Consider the following 15,067-nt stretch of genomic DNA (forward strand, 5'->3'; position numbering starts at 1 on the left):
ATTTACACCCCGCTGCCGTCAGGCCGGCGCCGAAGTGCGGATCAGGTGATCAAAGGCCGCCAGCGACGCCTTGGCGCCCTCGCCCACGGCGATGACGATCTGCTTGTACGGCACCGTGGTCACGTCGCCGGCGGCGAACACGCCGGGGATGCTGGTCTGGCCCTTGGCATCGACGATGATCTCGCCACGCGGCGAAAGCTCCACCGTGCCCTTGAGCCAATCGGTGTTCGGCAGCAGGCCGATCTGCACGAAGATGCCTTCCAGCGCCAGGTCATGCAGCGTGTCGCTGGTGCGGTCCTTGTAGCGCAGGCCGGTGACCTTCTCGCCATCGCCGACCACTTCGGTGGTCAGCGCGCTGGTGATCACCTTGACGTTCGGCAGGCTGTGCAGCTTGCGCTGCAGCACGGCATCGGCGCGCAGCTGGCTGTCGAACTCGATCAGGGTCACCTGGGCGACCACGCCGGCCAGGTCGATGGCCGCTTCCACGCCGGAGTTGCCACCACCGATCACCGCCACGCGCTTGCCCTTGAACAGCGGGCCGTCGCAGTGCGGGCAGTAGGCCACGCCACGGGCGCGGTATTGCTGCTCGCCCGGCACGTTCATTTCACGCCAGCGGGCGCCGGTGGCGAGGATCACGGTCTTGGCCTTGAGCGAGGCGCCGCCGGCCAGGCGTACTTCATGCAGGCCGCCATCGGTGGCCGGGATCAGCGCTTCGCCGCGCTGCAGGTTCATGATGTCGACGTCGTACTGCTTGACGTGCTCTTCCAGGGCCGTGGCCAGCTTAGGCCCTTCGGTCTCCTGCACCGAGATGAAGTTCTCGATCGCCAGGGTGTCGAGCACCTGGCCGCCAAAGCGCTCGGCGGCGACACCGGTGCGAATGCCTTTACGGGCGGCGTAGATCGCCGCGGCCGCGCCAGCCGGGCCACCCCCGACCACCAGCACGTCGAAGGCGTCCTTGGCGTTGATCTTCTCGGCCTGGCGAGCGCCGGCATTGGTGTCGATCTTGCCGAGGATCTCTTCCAGGCCCATGCGGCCCTGGCCGAACACTTCGCCGTTCAGGTAGATGCTCGGCACCGCCATGACCTTGCGGGCTTCGACTTCATCCTGGAACAGCGCGCCATCGATGGCGACGTGGCGCACATTGGGGTTGAGCACCGCCATCAGGTTCAACGCCTGGACCACGTCCGGGCAGTTCTGGCACGACAGCGAGAAGTAGGTTTCGAAGGTGAATTCGCCCTCCAGCGCCTGGATCTGCTCGATCACTTCGGCACTGGCCTTGGAGGGGTGGCCGCCGACCTGCAGCAGCGCCAGCACCAGGGAGGTGAATTCGTGGCCCATGGGGATGCCGGCGAAACGCAGGCTGATATCCGCGCCAGGGCGGTTCAGCGAGAACGAAGGACGACGGGCGTCGTTGCCATCCGCGCTGAAGGTAATGAGGTTCGACAGGCCGGCGATTTCCACCAGCAGGTCGTGCAGTTCGCGGGACTTCGCGCCGTCGTCGAGGGAGGCAACGATCTCGATCGGCTGGGTGACCCGCTCCAGGTAGGTTTTCAGTTGCGATTTAAGCGTGGCGTCCAACATACGGGCGATTCCTTTTTCAAAACTCGGATACAAAAACGCCCAGGCGAGATCGCCCGGGCGTTTTTACGGGGCGGTAACTACTTCAGCTTTGGCGGCTGTCTACCGCCCGCGATTGGCGCATAACCGGATTTTCGTTCGAGAAGTGACTGCGCGGCGATCAGGCAAGGCGAAAACAGGCGAGGAACGGTCGGAGTCGCGCTCGACTTTGCTGGTTGCAAATGAGCATTCCGAGCCTGTTTTCAACGCAGCATGGTCGTCGCGCAGGCGCTTATCGGACGAAAATTAGATCTTGCCGACCAGGTCAAGGGACGGAGCGAGAGTGGCTTCGCCTTCTTTCCACTTGGCCGGGCAGACTTCACCTGGGTGGGCGGCAACGTACTGGGCAGCCTTGACCTTGCGCAGCAGTTCGCTGGCGTCACGGCCTACACCACCGTCGTTGATTTCAACGATCTTGATCTGACCTTCCGGGTTGATCACGAAGGTACCGCGATCGGCCAGGCCGGCTTCTTCGATCAGCACGTCGAAGTTGCGCGAGATGACGTGGGTCGGGTCACCGATCAGCGGGTACTTGATCTTGCCGATGGTGTCCGAGGTGTCGTGCCAGGCTTTGTGGGTGAAGTGGGTGTCGGTGGACACACCGTAGATTTCCACGCCCAGCTTCTGGAACTCGGCGTAGTTGTCAGCAAGGTCACCCAGTTCGGTCGGGCAGACGAAGGTGAAGTCGGCCGGGTAGAAGAACACGACGGACCACTTGCCTTTCAGGTCGGCTTCGCTGACCTGGACGAATTCGCCATTGTGGAAAGCAGTGGCGTTGAACGGTTTGACCTGGCTGTTGATGATTGGCATGAGAGACGCTCCTTCATGGGTTGAATTCGGTTGACGGAGAGAATCCTAACCGCTGGTCCCCTCGAAGGCTCATTGGCAAAGCTCATGCTGGTGATTGGTTTTGGCTATAAGGCGGGATTATTAATAGAAGGGATTGGGCTGAGCAAAGGATTGCGCCGGCCGTGCTGACCTCTTCGCGGGTAAACCCGCTCCCACAGGTTCCATGCATACCTTTGTGGGAGCGGGTTTACCCGCGAAGAGGCCCCGACAATTAGCGGGTGACGGTGCGCATGGTCACGAACTCTTCGGCGGCGGTCGGGTGCACGCCGATGGTCTCGTCGAACTGCTGCTTGGTCGCCCCTGCCTTCAGGGCGATCCCCAGGCCCTGGATGATCTCGCCAGCATCCGGCCCGACCATGTGGCAGCCCAGCACCTTGTCGGTGTCGGCATCGACCACCAGCTTCATCAGGGTCTTTTCCTGGATATCGGTCAGGGTCAGCTTCATCGCCCGGAAGCGGCTCTCGAAGATCTGCACCTTGTGCCCGGCGGCCAGCGCCTGCTCCTCGGTCAGGCCCACGGTGCCGATTGGCGGCTGGCTGAACACTGCGGTCGGAATGTTCTGGTAGTCGACCGTGCGGTACTGCTCGGGCTTGAACAGGCGGCGGGCCACGGCCATGCCTTCGGCCAGCGCCACCGGGGTCAGTTGCACGCGGCCGATCACGTCGCCGATGGCCAGGATCGACGGGGCGGTGGTCTGGTACTGCTGGTCCACGCGAATGTAACCGCGCTCGTCCAGCTCCACGCCGGTGTTCTCCAGGCCCAGGTTATCCAGCATCGGCCGACGGCCGGTGGCGTAGAACACGCAATCGGCGACCAGCTCGCGACCATCCTTGAGGGTGGCCTTGAGGCTGCCGTCCGCAAGCTTGTCGATACGCTGGATGTCGGCGTTGAATTGCAGGTCCATGCCGCGTTTTTCCAGTTCTTCCTTCAGGTGCGTGCGCACCGAGCCGTCGAAACCGCGCAGGAACAGATCGCCCCGATACAGCAGCGTGGTGTCGGCGCCCAGGCCCTGGAAGATCCCGGCGAACTCCACGGCGATGTAACCACCGCCCACCACCAGCACGCGTCGCGGCAGTTGCTTGAGGTAGAACGCCTCGTTGGACGTGATGGCCAGTTCCTTGCCCGGAATGTCCGGCACCTGCGGCCAGCCGCCGGTAGCGATGAGGATGTTGGCGGCACTGTAGCGCTGGCCCTCGACCTCCACCTCATTGGCGCCGGTGATGCGGGCGTGGCCCTGCAACAGGGTGACGCCGCTGTTGACCAGCAAGTTGCGGTAGATGCCGTTGAGGCGCTCGATCTCGCGGTTCTTGTTGGCGATCAGCGTGCCCCAGTCGAAGTGGCCCTCTTCCAGGGTCCAGCCGAAACCTGCAGCCTGTTCCAGTTCGTCGGCGACATGGGCGCCGTACACCAGCAGTTTCTTCGGTACGCAGCCGACATTGACGCAGGTGCCGCCGAGGTAGCGGCTCTCGGCCACCGCCACTTTTGCGCCGAAACCCGCAGCAAAACGCGCCGCGCGCACACCGCCGGAACCGGCGCCAATCACGAACAGATCAAAATCGTAAGCCATGTATTCAGTCTCCTGGGCAGGCGCCCAGCATAGCGCCGTTGGCCGCCGCAAACAAAAAAGCCACCCGAAGGTGGCTTTTTACAACGCCGGGGACTCAGTAAGCCTTGCCGGTCTTGTAGAAGTTCTCGAAGCAGAAGTTGGTCGCCTCGATGTAGCCTTCGGCGCCACCGCAGTCGAAACGCTTGCCCTTGAACTTGTAGGCGATGACGCAGCCGTCCTGGGCCTGCTTCATCAGGGCGTCGGTGATCTGGATTTCACCGCCCTTGCCCGGCTCGGTTTCTTCGATCAGCTTGAAGATGTCCGGGGTCATGATGTAGCGACCGATGATCGCCAGGTTCGACGGTGCATCTTCAGGCTTTGGCTTCTCGACCATGTTGCGTACGCGGTACAGGTCGTCACCAATCAGGTCACCGGCGATCACGCCGTACTTGCTGGTTTCCTGAGGGTCGACTTCCATGATCGCCACGATGGTGCAGCGGTACTGCTTGTACAGCTTGACCATCTGCTTGAGTACGCCGTCACCTTCGAGGTTGACGCACAGGTCGTCGGCCAGCACCACGGCGAACGGCTCGTCGCCGATCAGCGGACGACCGGTGAGGATCGCGTGACCCAGACCTTTCATCTCGGTCTGGCGGGTGTAGGAGAACGAGCACTCGTCGAGCAGACGACGGATGCCGACCAGGTATTTCTCCTTGTCGGTACCCTTGATCTGGTTTTCCAGCTCGTAGCTGATGTCGAAGTGGTCTTCCAGGGCACGCTTGCCACGGCCGGTGACGATGGAGATCTCGTTGAGGCCGGCGTCCAGCGCTTCTTCAACGCCATACTGGATCAGTGGCTTGTTGACCACCGGCAGCATTTCCTTGGGCATGGCTTTGGTAGCGGGCAGGAAGCGGGTGCCGTAACCGGCTGCCGGGAACAAGCATTTCTTGATCATATACGTCCTTAACAAGGGCTTTGCGTACGAAATTCGGCGCAGTCTAATCAGGCGGCGGTCACCTTACAATGCCCCCCGCGCTGGCCGATGCCATCATAGAGACATTCCAGTGTAGATAGTTCCGCCAGGCCGTGAATTTCAGGCGACCGGCGACATCATCGCGGGGCGGGCCCGACCCCACGATCGTCCCTTGCTGGGCGTGGGAGCGGGCTTGCCCCGCGAGGGTTTCAGCTCAACCGCCGATCCCCTGCCCGATCAACACGCCATCAACTTTCTGCCCGTACAGGTTGACCCCGTCGTTGGCATGGAACTTCAGCCGGGTCTTCTCGATCGAGCCTTCGACCAGCCGCGGATCCTGCGGCCGCTCATGGCGGTTGATCCACGCCGCCACGTCCCACGCCTGCTGGTCGCTCAGGCTGCCGGGCTTGCCCAGTGGCATGTTGTATTTGATGAACGACGCCGCGGTATTGATCCGGTGCATGCCGGCGCCCCAGTTGTAGGAGTCCTTGCCCCACAGCGGCGGCATCACGTACTCCCCGGCCACCTTCTGCCCTTCGCCATTGCCGCCGTGGCAGATCGCGCATTGCTCGTCGTACACCTGCTTGCCGCGCTTGAAGTCGTAACCGCCTTCGGGCTTGGGCACTTCCGGGTAGCCGCGACCGGCAATCTCCACACCGGTCGGGGCCTGGGTCGACAGCCAGTAGGCGTAAACGCTCAAGGCGGTCATCTGCGGGCTGTCGGCCGCCGGCGGCTTGCCATTCATGCTGAAGGTAAAGCAGCCCTGGATACGCTCGGCGAAGGTGTTGACCTTGTCGTTCTTCTTGCGATACGCCGGATACATCGGGTACGCCCCCCACAGCGGCGCGGAATGCGCCAGGCGCCCCTGGTCGAGGTGGCAGTTGCTGCAGTTCAAGCCGTTGCCGACCGCTTCGGGCATCAGCCGCCGGGTATCGACAAACAGGGCGTGGCCTTCACGAATCATCTTGCCGAAGGCGTTGTCCGGGATCGCGCTTTCCGCAGGCGGCACGAACTGCGGGGCAGCCTGCACACCCGGGACCTTGAGCTGGGACTGGTCTTCCATGGCAATGGGCGCGGCCTGGGCAGTGCCCATGGCCACCAGCAGCAGGGTTGGCATCAGGACTTTCATGGCTTGACCTCCTGGCTGGCCGGTTGGGCGAAGTAGTCGGCGACCGCCTTGACCTCGGCATCGGTCATCGCCTTGGCCACGTTGACCATCAACTGGTTGGGATCATTGCTGCGACTGCCATCGCGCCAGGCGTTGAGTTGCGCCACCAGGTAACCGGCGGGTTGTCCGGCCAGTGGCGGGAAGTGCTCACCGACGCCACTGCCGCCAGGACCGTGGCACTGCACGCAACCAGGTATCAGTCGACTCCAGTCGCCGTAGACGGCCAGACGGGTCACCGGATCGTTGGCAATCTGCTGGCGGCGCGTGTCCGCCGCGGCATCGGCCGGCAGCTTGGCCAGGTAGGCGCTGACCGCCTCGATCTCGGCATCGTCCAGGGCCTTGGCCAACGGTTCCATCACCGCCTGCTTGCGGCTGCCGTTGCGAAAGTCATGCAATTGCTTGCTGAGATAGCCGGCAGGCAAGCCGACAAGACGGGGAAAACCGGCGGCGGCGATACCCTTGCCGTCCGGACCATGGCAGCCCAGGCAGGCCATGGCGGCGGGGTTCTGCCCGCCCTGGTTGAAGATTTTCTGGCCATCGGCAGCGTGCGCCGAGGGCCAGGCCAAGATCAGCAGGCTGCCGATCACGACATGGCTCAGGGGTTTCATCACGGAGGCTCCATTTCCTTGTTATAAGCTTAGGCTTAAACGATATAAGCCCAGAAATACTAGGCCTATTCCCCGACGTGCGACAACGCGTCACCGGGAAGGAAAGTGGCAAACCGCCAGCTAATTGCCGATTAACTGAGCTGGATCAAGAACCGGAGATGCACTGGGTCGCCGAGGTGCGCACATCACCCAGGCGCAGCGGGAAGTTGTTCAACCGCTCGTACACCTTGATCGCGCTGCCACTGCCGCGCTTGTCGATATCGAGCAGCGCCGCAGGGCCGACGCCGGCCGACACCTTCTGCGGCACGGTCAGGCGCAAGCCATCGCCACGCACCTCTTCCTGCAAGGGATCACGCGTATCGGCCAGCTTGCGCTTGACGCAGTCGGCATACTCGCGCGGCGTCTTGCCGGAGATCACATCCAGCGTCGCGTGGGACTGCTCGAGCTCCGTCACGCTGACACAGCCACCCAACGTCAGCGCCACCGCTGCTGCTACCCATTTCATCTACATCGTCTCCAGCTTCTTCAAAGTCATCCTCTGACCACATCCAGGCGGTTTTGCTCCCACGTCTGGCAGAAATCTCCTTGGCTTGGCCAGCCCGGGCGCAAGTGTAACCTCACATCGTGGTATCTTTCGCGTTTGCTGAACCAATCCTTGCGGAGCACCCCATGAAATTCGTACACCAGCGCGAGCACCTGAACGAGGACGACATCGTCGTCATCGAGTGCTCCCAGCGCTGCAACATCCGCCTGATGAACGACGCCAACTTCCGCAGCTTCAAGAATGGCGGGCGCCACACCTACCACGGTGGTCACTTCGAGCGCTTCCCGGCGAAGATCACCGTGCCCAGCACCGGTTTCTGGAACATCACCATCGATACCGTGACCACTCGCCCGATCTCGGTGACGCGCAAGCCGGCCCTCAGCCACAAGATCAAGATCATCCGTCGCTCGTCGTCGAAACTCGGATAACACTCGGATAGCCGCATGACCCAGACCATCAAGTACGTGATCAAGTACAAGCTCGACGGTGAACGCCGCTGGGACTTCGCCCTGATGCCCGATGCCTCCCTCGAGCAGGCGCAGCAAGCCCTGCGCAAGATCCACGGCGACGACGCCGACAAGATCAGCGACATTCAGGTCAGCAAGGCCTTGTAACCACGCCGCACGCCCCGCACTCAAGGAGTCGCCCATGAGCCCCTGGCAAGACCGCCGCATCCTCGACCTGCTGGGTATCGAGTTGCCCATTCTCCAGGCGCCCATGGCCGGCGCCAGCGGTTCGGCCATGGCCATTGCCGTGGGCAACGCCGGTGGCCTGGGCGCCCTGCCCTGCGCCATGCTCAGCGCCGAACAGGTGCGCGGCGAGATCGAGGCCTTTCGTGCCGCCTGCCAGGGCCCGCTCAACCTGAACTTCTTCTGTCACCAGCCGCCGGCGCCCGACCCCGAGCGCGACGCCCGCTGGAAGCAGGCGCTCAAGCCCTATTACGAGGAAGTCGGCGCGGACTTCGAGGCGCCAACGCCGGTTTCCAATCGTGCGCCCTTCGACGAACAGAGCTGCCGGCTGGTGGAGGAACTGCGCCCAGAGGTGATCAGCTTCCACTTCGGTCTGCCGACGCCCGAGCTGCTGCGGCGAGTCAAGGCGAGCGGGGCCAAGGTGCTGTCCAGCGCCACCACGGTGGAGGAAGCACTGTGGCTGGAGCAGCACGGCTGCGACGCGATCATCGCCATGGGCTACGAGGCCGGCGGCCATCGCGGCATGTTCCTCGGCAGCGACATCACCAGCCAGATCGGTACCTTCGCCCTGGTGCCCCAGGTGGTCGATGCGGTGCAGGTGCCGGTGATCGCGGCGGGCGGTGTCGGCGATCATCGCGGTCTGGTCGCCGCCCTGGCCCTGGGCGCTTCGGCGGTACAGGTGGGCACCGCCTACCTGTTCTGCCCCGAGGCCAAGGTGTCCCCGGCGCACCGCCACGCCCTGGACAGCGCGCCCGCCAGCGATACCGCCCTGACCAACCTGTTCACCGGTCGTCCGGCCCGCGGCATCAACAACCGCCTGATGCGCGAACTGGGGCCGATGAGTCCCCTCGCCCCACGCTTCCCGCTGGCCGGCGGCGCGCTGATGCCACTGCGGGCGATCACCGATCCACAGGGCAACGCCGACTTCAGCAACCTGTGGTCGGGACAGGCGCTGCGCCTCGGGCGGCATATGCCGGCGGGCGACCTGACTCGGGCCATTGCCGGGCAGACAACAAAAAGCTGACCCATAGATCAGGAAATATTCGGACACCCTCTTCCCGACGGATGGCGTATCGCTATATAGTTCAAGCCATAACGATAACCCGCCGTCCCTAGGAGCCGTTTGCATGCGTATTCGCCTGTCCCACCTGGCCTTCAGTGCCCTGGCCACCCTGATCACCGTCAACGCCGCCCAGGCCGATGAAGTCCAGGTCGCTGTAGCGGCCAACTTCACAGCGCCCATCCAGGCCATCGCCAAGGACTTCGAAAAGGACACCGGCCACAAGCTGGTCGCCGCCTTTGGCGCCACCGGCCAGTTCTACGCACAGATCAAGAACGGCGCGCCGTTCGAAGTGTTCCTCGCCGCCGACGACAGCACCCCGGCCAAGCTCGAGCAGGAAAAAGAGATCGTCGCCGGCTCGCGCTTCACCTACGCCATCGGCACCCTGGCGCTGTGGTCGGCCCAGCCGGGCTACGTCGACGCCAAGGGCGAAGTGCTGGAGAAGAACGAATACAAGCACCTGTCCATCGCCAACCCCAAGGCCGCGCCCTACGGCCTGGCCGCCACCCAGGTGCTGGACAAGCTGAAGCTGACCGAGGCCACCAAGGCGAAGATCGTCGAAGGCCAGAACATCACCCAGGCCTTCCAGTTCGTGTCCACCGGCAATGCCGAGCTGGGCTTCGTCGCCCTGTCGCAGATCTACAAGGACGGCAAGGTCAGCGAAGGCTCCGCCTGGATCGTGCCCGCCGAGCTGCATGACCCGATCCGCCAGGACGCGGTGATCCTCAACAAAGGCAAGGACAACCCGGCCGCCAAGGCCCTGGTCGACTACCTCAAGGGCCCGAAGGCCGCCGCGGTGATCAAGTCGTACGGCTATGAGCTCTGATGCCACTCGACGCCAGTGACCTGGGCGCGATCTGGCTGACCGTCAAGCTGGCCAGCCTGACCACCGCCATCCTCCTGGTGCTGGGCACGCCCATCGCCTGGTGGCTGGCGCGCACCCGCTCCTGGCTGCGCGGGCCGATCGGCGCGGTGGTGGCCCTGCCCCTGGTGCTGCCACCGACGGTGATCGGCTTCTACCTGCTGTTGGCCCTTGGCCCTCATGGCTGGATCGGCCAGGCCACCCAGGCCATGGGCCTGGGCAGCGTGGTGTTCAGCTTCACCGGGCTGGTGATCGGCTCGGTGGTGTACTCCATGCCCTTCGTGGTGCAGCCGTTGCAGAATGCCTTCGGTGCCATCGGCCAGCGCCCGCTGGAGGTGGCCGCCACCCTGCGCGCCAGCCCCTGGGACACCTTCATCCACGTGGTGCTGCCACTGGCGCGCCCCGGCTTCGTCACCGCCAGCATCCTCGGCTTCGCCCACACCGTGGGCGAGTTCGGCGTGGTGCTGATGATCGGCGGCAATATTCCCGACAAGACCCGCGTGGTCTCGGTGCAGATCTTCGATCACGTCGAGGCCATGGAATACAGCCAGGCGCACTGGCTGGCCGGGGCCATGCTGGTATTCTCGTTCCTGGTGCTGCTGATGCTCTATGCAGGCCGCCGTGGCAAGGCTGGCTGGAGCTGACATGAGTGCATCGATACAGGCGCGCCTGAAACTGGCGCGCGACGACTTCACCCTGGACGTCGACCTGAACCTGCCCGGACGCGGCATCAGCGCCCTGTTCGGCCATTCCGGCTCGGGCAAGACCTCGTGCCTGCGCTGCCTGGCCGGCCTGGAGCGAGCCACCAGCGCCTACATCGAGGTCAATGGCGAGGTCTGGGAGGACAGCGCACGCGGGCATTTCACCCCGCCGCACCAACGCCCGGTCGGCTACGTGTTCCAGGAAGCCAGCCTGTTCCCGCACCTGTCGGTGCGCGGCAACCTCGAGTTCGGCTGGCGCCGCATCGCCCCCGAGGCGCGCAAGATCAGCCAGGAACAGGCCTGCCAGCTGCTGGGCATCGGCCACCTGCTGGCGCGCAAGCCGGCGACCCTGTCCGGTGGCGAGGCGCAGCGGGTCGGCATCGCCCGGGCCCTGCTCAGCAGCCCACGGCTGTTGCTGATGGACGAACCGCTGGCCGCGCTCGACAGCGCGCGCAAGCGCGAGATCCTGCCGTACCTGGAGCGCCTGCACGACGAACTGGATATCCCGCTGATCTACGTCAGCCATGCCCAGGACGAAGTGGCGCGCCTGGCCGACCACCTGGTCCTGCTCGAACAGGGCAAGGCCGTGGCCAGCGGGCCGATCGGCCAGACCCTGGCGCGCCTCGACCTGCCCCTGGCCCAGGGCGAAGATGCCGGCGTGGTGCTCGAAGGCGTGGTGGTGGGCCACGACCCGCATTACCAGCTGTTCGAACTGCGCCTGCCCGGCGGTGACGGCCAGTGCTTGCGCATCGCCCACCCCGGGCTGCACATGGGCAGCACCCTGCGCCTCAAGGTACAAGCCCGGGATGTCAGCCTGGCACTGACCGCAGACAGCGCCTCGAGCATCCTCAACCGCCTGCCGGTGCGGGTCCGCGAGTGCCGCCCGGCGGACAACCCGGCCCATGTGCTGGTCAGCCTGGATGCCGCCGGCAACGCCCTGCTGGCGCGCATCACCCGCTATTCGGCGGACCAGCTCGCGGTGCAGCCGGGCCAGATGCTGTGGGCGCAGATCAAGTCGGTGGCGCTGCTGGGTTGAGCAATGCAGCAACGGACGCTGTCCATTGCAGCAACAGTGCCCTTGATGGACCGCGCCCATGTCCGACTGCCCGCTGCCTGCCGCCCTGCACTACGTCGATGACAGCCAGCCCGGCCTGACCCGGCGGCGCTGGCGCGATGGTTTTCAGTATTTCGACGCCGGCAACCAGCGGGTACGCGATACCGACACCCTGGCGCGCATCGCCGCCCTGGTGATCCCGCCGGCCTACACCGATGTATGGATCTGCGCCGACCCGCAGGGGCACCTGCAGGCCACCGGACGGGATGCCCGGGGGCGCAAGCAGTACCGCTACCACGCGCAATGGCGCGAGCTGCGCGACCAGCACAAGTACGGACGCATGCTGGCCTTCGCCGAAACGCTGCCAAGGCTGCGCAAGCAACTGGACAGGTACCTTGCCTGCCCGGGGCTGGGCCGGGAGAAGGTCATGGCGCTGGTGATCAGCCTGCTCGACAGCACGCTGATCCGCATCGGCAACCGCCAGTACCTGCGTGACAACCGCTCCTACGGGCTGACCACGCTCAATACCCGCCATGTGCAGGTCAAGGGCAGCCGAATCCGCTTCCAGTTCCGCGGCAAGCGCGGGGTCGAGCACAACGTCACCCTGACCGACCGGCGTCTGGCCGGGCTGGTCAAGCGCTGCATGGAGCTGCCCGGCCAGGCCTTGTTCCAGTATCTGGACGACCAGGGCCAGCGCCATGGCATCGGCTCGACCGAGGTCAACCAGTTCCTCCAGCAACTGACCGGCGCCGATTTCACCGCCAAGGACTACCGCACCTGGGCCGGCAGCAGCCTGGCCCTGAGCCTGCTACGGCCACTGGCCTGGGAGCCGGATAGCGAAGCGCGGCGCCAGGTCGCCGACACCGTCCGCCAGGTGGCGGCGCGCCTGGGCAACACACCCGCGGTGTGCCGGCGCTGCTACATCCATCCCGCGGTTCTCGAACACTTCCAGCTCGGACGCCTGGCGGACCTGCCCCGCGCACGGGCGCGCAAGGGCCTGGAACTCGAGGAAGTGTCGCTGCTGCGCTTCCTCCAGGCCCTGCAGGGCCAGAACGATCATTGAGCCCCACTATTTAGTTCATCGAGCAGAGAAATTTCCCATATGGCGCCAAGCACCCTATCCTTGCCACCGAGCACCTTGGCCAGTGGAATGCGTAGCACCCCCACTGGCACCTGCAACTAAAGATCGATAACAGAATTTGTCTGTCGGGGAATTACTATCCGCCGAAAGCGTCTTTAATGAGAAGGAAGAGGGACAGGCTCCCACCGCAGACCATCAGGCTCGGCGGTTTTCTACATCACCAAGGAGAACTACATGCTGATACTCACACGCAAGGTTGGCGAAAGCATCGTCATCGACGACGACATCAAAGTCACCATTCTGGGCGTCAAGGGGATGCAGGTGAGGATCGGTATCGATGCACCGAAGGATGTCCAGGTGCACCGTGAAGAGATCTACAAGCGGATCCAGGCCGGCAGCCCGGCGCCGGAAAAGAGCAACGACGAGTAATCCCAAGCCAACGCATCATGCCGCACGGATGCGCCTGATCGATTGCCCGCCCATGCGGGGAGCCTCTCCCGAACCTCAGGTGCCGAGCAGCTCGCGCACCGTGGCGATCATTCGGTCCATGTCGAATGGCTTGTCGAACACCGCCGCGAACCTTCCGGGGCAGGCCCGACCCTGGCTGGCCTGGGCACCGCTCATGAGAATCACCGGCAAGTCCGCCAGCTGCAGCTCTTCACGAATTGCGTTGAGCAACTCCTCGCCATTGAGCACCGGCATCATGTAGTCGGTGATCACCAGGTCCACGCGTTTTTCTTTCAGGGCCTCCAGGGCCTTGCGCCCATTGCTGGCCTTTTCCACCAGGTAGCCCTCGTCCTCCAGGGCGAAACCCAGGATATCGGCGATCAGGTACTCGTCATCGACGATCAGGATGCTGTTCATCCCATCAGCGGTCTCCTGGCGTTGTCGCCGAGCCGCTGAGCACGCCGCTGGCGCCATCGAACGCCCGCGCCAGGCTGATGCCCTTCGGTCCCAGGCTCAACGCCTGCAGGGCCGGATCGTGGTCGCTGTCGCGCACCTTGATGATCGACAGGGCACGGTGCAGTTGTGCATCAAGCTCGGCGAAGCGCATGAGAATCAGGTTGTCGACGATGCTAGACAGGTCCGGGGCCGGCGCGGTGATTTCCGAACCGAAGATGTCGCGCATCTCCCAGGTCAGCAGCACCGTGACGCCGCGGGCGCGCAGCTCGCCGGTCAGCGCGCGGAAGAACGCGTTCAGGCGGGCAGGCTCCAGCGCCAGGCGGCCGAAGGCGCCCAGGCTGTCGATCACCACGCGCCGCGCACCCAATGCCTCGACCTGCGCCAGCAGACGGGCGCCGAGCTGGTCCAGCAGGCCTTCGGTGGTCGGCTGCCAGCTCAGTTGCACCGCCCCCTCGCGCTCCAGCGCCGGCAGCTCAAAGCCCAGTGCAGAAGCCTTCAAGCGCAGCCGCGCCGGCGTCTCGTAGAAACCGAAATGCAGGCCCGGCGCGGCCTTCGTCGAAGCGGCGAGAAACGCGATGCCCAAGGCCGTCTTGCCCACACCGGAGGGTCCCATCAGCAGGCTCACCGAGGCCTCGGCCAGCCCGCCACCGAGCATGCCGTCCAGGTCGGCGACCCCGGTGGCGACCCGCGCCAGGGTTTGCGCATCCTGCTGGCTGGGCCGACTGTAGAGCGCTTCGAGGCGCGGATAGACCTGCAACCCCGACTCATCGATCTGGCATTCGTGGCGCCCGGATAGCGCGCTGCTGCCGCGGGTCTTGCGCAGCTGGACATGCCGCACCGCGGTACTGCCGACCAAGTGCTCGCCCAGCTCGATCACGCCATCGACCATGGTGTGCTCGGGGCTGCCCTCCTCCAGCCGGGCACTGGTCAGCAACAGCACCGTGCAACCGGCGAACGCCGCATGCCCCTGCAGCTCGGAGACGAACTTCTTGGTGTCCAGGCTGGTTTCCGCCCGCGAGCGTGCGTTGAGCAGGCCATCGACGACCAGCAAGGTGGCCTGCTGCCGGGCAATCTCCTGGCGCAACAGCCTGACCACCGCATCCAGGCCATCCTGCTCCAGGGTGTCGAAGGCGCTGACGAACTGGATGCTGTCACCGACCAGCGCCGGGTCGAAGAAACTCAGCGTCGACAGGTACTGGAACAGGCGCTCATGGGACTCGCTGAGCAGGGTCGCCACCAGCACCCGGCCACCGTCGCGCACATGGTTGCAGGCCAGCTGGTTGGCGAGGATGGTCTTGCCCGAGCCCGGGTGCCCCTGGACGATGTAGGAGGCGCCGACCACCAGCCCGCCCTTGAGCAGCGCATCGAGCCCTTCGATGCCGGTGGCCAGTCGCTTGAGTTGCTCGACCATG

17 protein-coding genes are annotated in these 15,067 nt (G+C 64.7%); 8 read left to right on the forward strand and 9 right to left on the reverse strand.

From position 1 onward, the window contains the following. Nucleotides 1-18: 18 nt before the first annotated feature. From ahpF to POF53_RS15990, 7 genes are all read right to left on the reverse strand, one after another. On the reverse strand, nucleotides 19-1,581 hold the full coding sequence (gene ahpF / locus POF53_RS15960) for an alkyl hydroperoxide reductase subunit F (protein ID WP_203652311.1): 1,563 nt from the start codon (nucleotides 1,579-1,581) through the stop codon (nucleotides 19-21). Nucleotides 1,582-1,863: 282 nt separating this feature from the next. After that, nucleotides 1,864-2,427 carry an alkyl hydroperoxide reductase subunit C gene (gene ahpC, locus POF53_RS15965; RefSeq protein ID WP_008090543.1) on the reverse strand — a complete coding sequence of 188 codons (564 nt, stop codon included), beginning with the start codon at nucleotides 2,425-2,427 and terminating at the stop codon, nucleotides 1,864-1,866. Nucleotides 2,428-2,677: 250 nt separating this feature from the next. Beyond that, nucleotides 2,678-4,033, reverse strand: a complete 1,356-nt coding sequence (gene gorA / locus POF53_RS15970) for a glutathione-disulfide reductase (RefSeq protein WP_203652310.1) — start codon at nucleotides 4,031-4,033, stop codon at nucleotides 2,678-2,680. A gap of 94 nt (nucleotides 4,034-4,127) precedes the next feature. Beyond that, on the reverse strand, nucleotides 4,128-4,967 hold the full coding sequence (gene galU / locus POF53_RS15975) for a UTP--glucose-1-phosphate uridylyltransferase GalU (RefSeq protein ID WP_010223914.1): 840 nt from the start codon (nucleotides 4,965-4,967) through the stop codon (nucleotides 4,128-4,130). A 232-nt stretch (nucleotides 4,968-5,199) separates the two neighbouring features. After that, complete coding sequence (locus POF53_RS15980; protein WP_203652309.1) at nucleotides 5,200-6,114, reverse strand: c-type cytochrome; 915 nt, start codon at nucleotides 6,112-6,114, stop codon at nucleotides 5,200-5,202. Continuing rightward, entirely contained in the window at nucleotides 6,111-6,761 is a 651-nt protein-coding gene (locus POF53_RS15985; RefSeq protein WP_498968479.1) for a c-type cytochrome, read from the reverse strand. The genes POF53_RS15980 and POF53_RS15985 overlap by 4 nt, the downstream gene beginning before the upstream one ends. 145 nt (nucleotides 6,762-6,906) lie before the next feature. Continuing rightward, nucleotides 6,907-7,266, reverse strand: coding sequence for a hypothetical protein (locus POF53_RS15990; protein ID WP_050706248.1), 360 nt, complete (start codon nucleotides 7,264-7,266; stop codon nucleotides 6,907-6,909). A gap of 164 nt (nucleotides 7,267-7,430) precedes the next feature. On the opposite strand from POF53_RS15990, the gene POF53_RS15995 reads away from it, so the two are divergent. The 8 genes from POF53_RS15995 (at nucleotide 7,431) to csrA (ending at nucleotide 13,181) form a co-directional block, all read left to right on the forward strand. Further along, a complete protein-coding gene (locus POF53_RS15995; RefSeq protein ID WP_050706249.1) occupies nucleotides 7,431-7,733 on the forward strand; it encodes a DUF1883 domain-containing protein in 303 nt (100 codons plus the stop codon). Between the two features lie 15 nt (nucleotides 7,734-7,748). Further along, on the forward strand, nucleotides 7,749-7,919 hold the full coding sequence (locus tag POF53_RS16000; protein ID WP_203652307.1) for a hypothetical protein: 171 nt from the start codon (nucleotides 7,749-7,751) through the stop codon (nucleotides 7,917-7,919). 34 nt (nucleotides 7,920-7,953) lie between these two features. Beyond that, nucleotides 7,954-9,018, forward strand: coding sequence for an NAD(P)H-dependent flavin oxidoreductase (locus POF53_RS16005; RefSeq protein WP_498968482.1), 1,065 nt, complete (start codon nucleotides 7,954-7,956; stop codon nucleotides 9,016-9,018). A 103-nt stretch (nucleotides 9,019-9,121) separates the two neighbouring features. After that, nucleotides 9,122-9,880 (forward strand): molybdate ABC transporter substrate-binding protein, encoded by a 759-nt coding sequence (gene modA, locus POF53_RS16010; RefSeq protein ID WP_498968484.1) that lies wholly within the window; start codon nucleotides 9,122-9,124, stop codon nucleotides 9,878-9,880. Then, complete coding sequence (modB, locus tag POF53_RS16015; RefSeq protein WP_475858858.1) at nucleotides 9,880-10,560, forward strand: molybdate ABC transporter permease subunit; 681 nt, start codon at nucleotides 9,880-9,882, stop codon at nucleotides 10,558-10,560. The genes modA and modB overlap by 1 nt, the downstream gene beginning before the upstream one ends. 1 nt (nucleotide 10,561) lies before the next feature. Beyond that, a complete protein-coding gene (gene modC / locus POF53_RS16020) occupies nucleotides 10,562-11,653 on the forward strand; it encodes a molybdenum ABC transporter ATP-binding protein (protein WP_232855604.1) in 1,092 nt (363 codons plus the stop codon). Nucleotides 11,654-11,711: 58 nt separating this feature from the next. Next, nucleotides 11,712-12,734, forward strand: a complete 1,023-nt coding sequence (locus POF53_RS16025; protein ID WP_203652302.1) for a DNA topoisomerase IB — start codon at nucleotides 11,712-11,714, stop codon at nucleotides 12,732-12,734. Nucleotides 12,735-12,986: 252 nt separating this feature from the next. Next, entirely contained in the window at nucleotides 12,987-13,181 is a 195-nt protein-coding gene (gene csrA / locus POF53_RS16030; protein WP_023628788.1) for a carbon storage regulator CsrA, read from the forward strand. A 75-nt stretch (nucleotides 13,182-13,256) separates the two neighbouring features. Here csrA and POF53_RS16035 read toward each other — a convergent pair whose 3' ends face one another. Together POF53_RS16035 and POF53_RS16040 are read right to left on the reverse strand one after the other, a co-directional pair. Next, nucleotides 13,257-13,616: a response regulator gene (locus POF53_RS16035; protein WP_203652301.1), complete on the reverse strand. Its 360-nt coding sequence runs from the start codon at nucleotides 13,614-13,616 to the stop codon at nucleotides 13,257-13,259. A 4-nt stretch (nucleotides 13,617-13,620) separates the two neighbouring features. Continuing rightward, complete coding sequence (locus POF53_RS16040) at nucleotides 13,621-15,066, reverse strand: ATPase domain-containing protein (RefSeq protein WP_203652300.1); 1,446 nt, start codon at nucleotides 15,064-15,066, stop codon at nucleotides 13,621-13,623. Between the last annotated feature and the right edge of the window lies 1 nt (nucleotide 15,067).

The sequence above is a fragment of the Mitsuaria sp. RG genome, from assembly GCF_028369275.1.
Taxonomy (GTDB): Bacteria; Pseudomonadota; Gammaproteobacteria; order Pseudomonadales; family Pseudomonadaceae; genus Aquipseudomonas; species Aquipseudomonas peradeniyensis.

What these genes read in the sequence shown, in the direction of transcription:
- POF53_RS16035 (WP_203652301.1), bottom strand. Translation starts at nt 13,616, where the DNA reads ATGAACAGCATCCTGATCGTCGATGACGAGTACCTGATCGCCGATATC.
- POF53_RS16000 (WP_203652307.1), top strand. Translation starts at nt 7,749, where the DNA reads ATGACCCAGACCATCAAGTACGTGATCAAGTACAAGCTCGACGGTGAA.
- POF53_RS15980 (WP_203652309.1), bottom strand. Translation starts at nt 6,114, where the DNA reads ATGAAAGTCCTGATGCCAACCCTGCTGCTGGTGGCCATGGGCACTGCC.
- POF53_RS15990 (WP_050706248.1), bottom strand. Translation starts at nt 7,266, where the DNA reads ATGAAATGGGTAGCAGCAGCGGTGGCGCTGACGTTGGGTGGCTGTGTC.
- modB (WP_475858858.1), top strand. Translation starts at nt 9,880, where the DNA reads ATGCCACTCGACGCCAGTGACCTGGGCGCGATCTGGCTGACCGTCAAG.
- ahpF (WP_203652311.1), bottom strand. Translation starts at nt 1,581, where the DNA reads ATGTTGGACGCCACGCTTAAATCGCAACTGAAAACCTACCTGGAGCGG.
- galU (WP_010223914.1), bottom strand. Translation starts at nt 4,967, where the DNA reads ATGATCAAGAAATGCTTGTTCCCGGCAGCCGGTTACGGCACCCGCTTC.
- csrA (WP_023628788.1), top strand. Translation starts at nt 12,987, where the DNA reads ATGCTGATACTCACACGCAAGGTTGGCGAAAGCATCGTCATCGACGAC.
- ahpC (WP_008090543.1), bottom strand. Translation starts at nt 2,427, where the DNA reads ATGCCAATCATCAACAGCCAGGTCAAACCGTTCAACGCCACTGCTTTC.
- POF53_RS15995 (WP_050706249.1), top strand. Translation starts at nt 7,431, where the DNA reads ATGAAATTCGTACACCAGCGCGAGCACCTGAACGAGGACGACATCGTC.
- POF53_RS15985 (WP_498968479.1), bottom strand. Translation starts at nt 6,761, where the DNA reads ATGAAACCCCTGAGCCATGTCGTGATCGGCAGCCTGCTGATCTTGGCC.
- modC (WP_232855604.1), top strand. Translation starts at nt 10,562, where the DNA reads ATGAGTGCATCGATACAGGCGCGCCTGAAACTGGCGCGCGACGACTTC.
- POF53_RS16040 (WP_203652300.1), bottom strand. Translation starts at nt 15,066, where the DNA reads ATGGTCGAGCAACTCAAGCGACTGGCCACCGGCATCGAAGGGCTCGAT.
- gorA (WP_203652310.1), bottom strand. Translation starts at nt 4,033, where the DNA reads ATGGCTTACGATTTTGATCTGTTCGTGATTGGCGCCGGTTCCGGCGGT.
- modA (WP_498968484.1), top strand. Translation starts at nt 9,122, where the DNA reads ATGCGTATTCGCCTGTCCCACCTGGCCTTCAGTGCCCTGGCCACCCTG.
- POF53_RS16005 (WP_498968482.1), top strand. Translation starts at nt 7,954, where the DNA reads ATGAGCCCCTGGCAAGACCGCCGCATCCTCGACCTGCTGGGTATCGAG.
- POF53_RS16025 (WP_203652302.1), top strand. Translation starts at nt 11,712, where the DNA reads ATGTCCGACTGCCCGCTGCCTGCCGCCCTGCACTACGTCGATGACAGC.